Origin of the sequence: Hypericibacter sp., assembly GCF_050729195.1 — a bacterium.
Lineage (GTDB): Bacteria > Pseudomonadota > Alphaproteobacteria > Dongiales > Dongiaceae > Hypericibacter.
In genome coordinates this window covers 1-4192 of record NZ_JBOHKS010000294.1, presented here as the reverse complement: position 1 = coordinate 4192, position 4192 = coordinate 1, and the positions used below count along the sequence as shown (strand labels likewise).

The 4192-nt window shown below is 64.0% G+C and carries 4 protein-coding genes; 2 read left to right on the top strand and 2 right to left on the bottom strand.

Annotated features, from left to right (window positions below; genetic code table 11):
- On the bottom strand, positions 1-438 hold a 438-nt coding region (locus ACREE8_RS24055; protein ID WP_431575559.1), incomplete at its 3' end, for an acyl-CoA dehydrogenase family protein.
- Positions 439-712: 274 nt separating this feature from the next.
- Here ACREE8_RS24055 and ACREE8_RS24050 point away from each other — a divergent pair.
- Positions 713-1573 (top strand): amino acid ABC transporter substrate-binding protein, encoded by an 861-nt coding sequence (locus ACREE8_RS24050; protein WP_431575558.1) that lies wholly within the window; start codon positions 713-715, stop codon positions 1571-1573.
- Between the two features lie 25 nt (positions 1574-1598).
- Positions 1599-2921: an amino acid permease gene (locus ACREE8_RS24045; protein WP_431575557.1), complete on the top strand. Its 1323-nt coding sequence runs from the start codon at positions 1599-1601 to the stop codon at positions 2919-2921.
- A gap of 9 nt (positions 2922-2930) precedes the next feature.
- On the opposite strand, the gene ACREE8_RS24040 is transcribed toward ACREE8_RS24045, so the two are convergent.
- The gene (locus ACREE8_RS24040) at positions 2931-3851 is read right to left on the bottom strand and encodes a hypothetical protein (protein WP_431575556.1); all 921 of its coding nucleotides are present in this window, start codon (positions 3849-3851) and stop codon (positions 2931-2933) included.
- Between the last annotated feature and the right edge of the window lie 341 nt (positions 3852-4192).

Genomic DNA, 4192 nt, shown 5'->3' with positions numbered 1-4192 from the left:
GCGATCGCCCTTGCGCACCGCGGTGGTCTCGACCTGGCGCGGATCGGAGCCGGCATTGGGCTCGGTGATGGCGAAGCAGCCACGCCGCTCGCCCTGACAGGAGGGCTGGAGATAGTCGCGCTTCTGCGCGGCCGTGCCGAATTTGAGGCTGACCGGCGGCCGCCAGACGCAACTCCAGAGGCCGTTGGTGACACGTCCGAGCTGCTCCTCGATCACGGTCTGCTCGACCATGGTCAGGCCCAGCCCGCCATTCTCCTTGCTATGGTTGATGCCGGCGAGGCCCCAGTCGCGCACCGCCTGACGGATGGCGGCGCGGCGCTCCATGGGGACTTCGCCATGCTCGTCCGCGATCAGCTCCATCGGGATCAGCACCTGGTCGCAGAACTCGCGACCCTTTTTTGCCAACTCCTTCTCCCGCGCCGACAATTCGAGATCCATGACCCTTCGCTCCAGGACAACGTGGAATGGGCCCCTGAATAGCCCATCGGGCCTTTGCGGGCGACGGATTTCGCGCCTTGTCTTGGATGACGGAACCAGCGCTCCGCAAACGCGACCGGAATGAGCGCCGCGGCTCCGCCTGACAGATTTAGTCGCTTTGCCGCTATGCTGGGTGGGGGCCGCCCGTTAATCTGTCCTCGATCTGGCGTGACATGGGTGTTCGGCGGTGGCTGGGGTGGCGTCTCGCATTGCCTTCATGCTCGTCTTTGCGGGCATGCTTTGTCTATACCTCCTGCCTGGCAGCGCGTCGGCGCAGACGCTCGACCGTGTCGCCGCGACCAAGACCATCCATATCGGCTTCATTCCCGACCAGGCGCCGTTCGCGATCCCGAATCCGGACGGCCCGCCCACCGGCTACGCGATCGATCTCTGCAATCGCGTCGTGACCAAGATCCGGGGGACTATTCCCGGCATCTCCGTCAGCTATGTCGAGACCAGCCTGGCCGATGCCTTCGATGCGGTCGCGGCGGGCCAGATCGATCTCCTCTGCGGCGCCGTCACGGCGACGCTTGGGCGTCGCGAGACCGTGGATTTTTCCGAACCGATCTTCGTCACCGGCGCGAGCGCCCTGCTGCGCACCGATTCGCCCTCCGATCTGCGCGAGCTCTTCCTGGGGGAACGGGCCATCAGCCCGCCACGCTCGCTGGAGATGCGCTCCTTTGTGACCAGCCATGTCGGTGTTCGGGCGGATACGACGACGGAAGCGATCCTGCGCCGCGCCGTCAGCGACGGCGGCTATGCGGCGACGGTTACCCGCTACCAGACGCATGAGGATGGCTTGGCGGCGCTCGAGGGCCGGGAGATCGACGCCTATTTCGCCGACCGCGCTCTGCTGGTCGGGTTGCTGGGCCGGGCTCAGCGCCCGACGCACCTCATCCTCGGCACCCGCCTCCTCACGCGTGACGAGTACGGCATCGCCATGGCGCGGGGAGACTCCGATCTCAGGCTCCTGGTGGATCGCGTCTTGAGCGCTTTCTACACGACGCCGGATTTCGCCACGCTGTTGTCCACCTATTTCGGCCCCCAGGCGGCCGAGTTTCAATCGCAGATCATGGCTTCGTCGATGCCAGAGTAAACGGACGGAGCGGGGGTAAGGCTGCATGGCGTCCAATGCGAGGCAGATCGGGCTGTTTCCCGCGACCATGCTGGTCGCCGGCAACATGATCGGGGCCGGCATCTTCATGATGCCGACGGTAATGGCGAGCATCGGCGGCATCGCCACGTTGGGCTGGCTGGTGACGGCGCCCGGCGCCTTCATCATGGGCTATATGTTCGCGCGGCTGGGCCAGGTGCGGCCGAAGGCCGGCGGGCCTTACGCCTATGCCCGCGAGGGCCTCGGCGACTTCGCCGGCTTCCAATGCAATCTTCTCTATTGGTTCTCGAACGTCATCGCGAACATCGCGATCGCGACCTCGATCACCGGCTATATGGCCGTCTTCCTGCCGGTGCTGCGCGAACCCCTGCTCGGCGCCTGCTGCACCGTGCTGATGGTCTGGCTTTCGGCGGTACTGAACATGGTCGGGCCGCGGCTGGTGACGCGGTTCGAGACCGTCACCACCTTGCTCGGCATCGGCCCCATCGCTCTCGTCGGGATCGGCGGGTGGTTCGTCTTCGATCCCGAGCTGTTCCGGGCGGGCTGGAATCCGACGGGAATAAGCGCGGGAAGTGCGATCTCGTCGGCCGTCTCGATCATGTTCTGGTCCTTCATGGGTGTCGAAAGCGCATCGGTCGCGGCGGCCGTGGTGAAGAATCCCGAGAAGAATGTGGGGCGGGCGACCCTGCTCGGCGTGGTCATCGCCGCGGTCGTCTATGTCCTCAGCACCACCGCGATCATGGGCATGATCCCCAACGATGAGCTGCGCCATTCGACGGCTCCCTTCGCCGATGCGGCGATGCGGGCGCTGGGACCCGTTGGCGCCGTGGTCATCACGATCTGCGCGATCGTCAAGGCCTCGGGCTGCCTCGGCGGCTGGACGCTGATCAACGCCGAGACGGCGCTGGCGACCGCCCGCGACGGGCTGTTCCCGGCGATGTTCGCCCAGACCGATTCGCGCGGCGTGCCGGTCCGCGGCCTGGTGATCGTCGCCATCATCATGAGTGCGATCGTCTTCCTGACGGTATCGCCCACGATCGGCGAGACCTTCATGGTGCTGGCCGATATCGCCGTGCTGCTGGTGCTGACGCCCTATATTTTTGCGGCCGTGTCGGTGGCGCATTACGTGCAGGAGAAGATCGTGACGCGCCAACTGGTCTGGGTGGCGCTGATCACGATCGCCTATTGCCTGGGCGTCATCGTCGTCTCCGCAGGCACCGCGGTCGCGGTCAGCATGGCCTTGGGCCTCTCGACGGCGCCGCTGTTCCGCGTTTTTCTCGCCTTCACCCGACGCAACGGCAAGGCGAAGCCGATCGCGATGATCGACTGAGCGCGACGCTTACGGCTTCGTTTGCATCAGCTTCCCGAGCCGTGTCCTGTCGTTGTAGATGAGCATGGCCGAGATGTGACGGCTTTCGACCATGGCGATCATTCCCGCGCCCGGCGCAATGAACCGATACTCAGTCTGTTCGACGCTTGCGGGCCCTACGGATCCCTCGTAATGCCACTTGATGAGGACGGTGTCGTAGGTGCCCGCAGGGACCGTTACCTTATAGGCGCCGATATAGGTGTAGGTGATGTCGAGCGACCCCTTGTGGTTGACGTCGGTCGGATCGGACAGATCGGAAACGGCCACCTGAACCGTGACCTTGTGGCTCTGGCCTGGCGCCAAGCCGGCGACAATAAGCGGCTGTCCAGGCGTGAAGCGCGACAGCACCTTCTCCTCGAGATCCTGCTCGCCCAGGATCACGGCGCCTCCATCGACCGTCTTTTGGATGAAGAGCGACCCGATCTTTTCGTCGGAGTAGCGCCAGCCCGGCGTGAACATCGGATCGGCGGTCTCTTCGACCTTGTGGTTCTCGGTGCGCGTTTTGCCGTCCGAGTCACGGACGCTGTAGGACGTGACCGTGCCCTTGGGCGGCAGGTATTTATCGACCGTCATGAGGGCCGCGGCGGCGATGGGGTCGCCGACGACGCCGGCTCCAAGATATTTCTCGATCTGCGCCCGGTCGTCGCTCGGCAGGGAATTGTCGAATCCGCCTTGCCGGTGCTGCTGCCGGCTATGAAGAATGACAATGCTGTTGCCATAACAGCGACAACGAGCTCGCGTTGAAACGGCATGAGTGAAAGCTCCCATAGTTATGAAAATGACGGGCTGACCTGACCCGGCGTTTACCGGATCGAGATCGTGAGCTGTTCGAGAGCTTGCCGCGGAGTCTTCGGGCAACGCATTAGAATACCACGCGATTGGCGCTGCCATGAGATGCCGGGTCGCTGCCCCGCCCCTTCCGACAACAGCCCCAGCGTCCGGGCCCTTAGCCATTTAAGCACGCGATGACGGGGTCCTGAGCGTGAACTTAATATCGCAGTTCAGGTCCGTCCCCTTTGACTTAAGTCGAAGCTGGTGATGCATTTGAGATGATATGATTCCCAACATAGTACCCGCTCGAGTTCAAGGGCAGGCGAGCGATATTTGAGTTGTTGGTGGGGGAGGGTGCGCAATATGAGCGCGAGAATGACGCCAGGGCGTGCGTCGCGATCTGCTAAGGCTCCGAAGAGGCGGGCCGGATCGCTATCTCCGCAGAACAGGCAGAGGGCGCA

What these genes read in the sequence shown, in the direction of transcription:
- ACREE8_RS24040 (WP_431575556.1), bottom strand. Translation starts at nt 3,851, where the DNA reads ATGGCAGCGCCAATCGCGTGGTATTCTAATGCGTTGCCCGAAGACTCC.
- ACREE8_RS24045 (WP_431575557.1), top strand. Translation starts at nt 1,599, where the DNA reads ATGGCGTCCAATGCGAGGCAGATCGGGCTGTTTCCCGCGACCATGCTG.
- ACREE8_RS24050 (WP_431575558.1), top strand. Translation starts at nt 713, where the DNA reads ATGCTTTGTCTATACCTCCTGCCTGGCAGCGCGTCGGCGCAGACGCTC.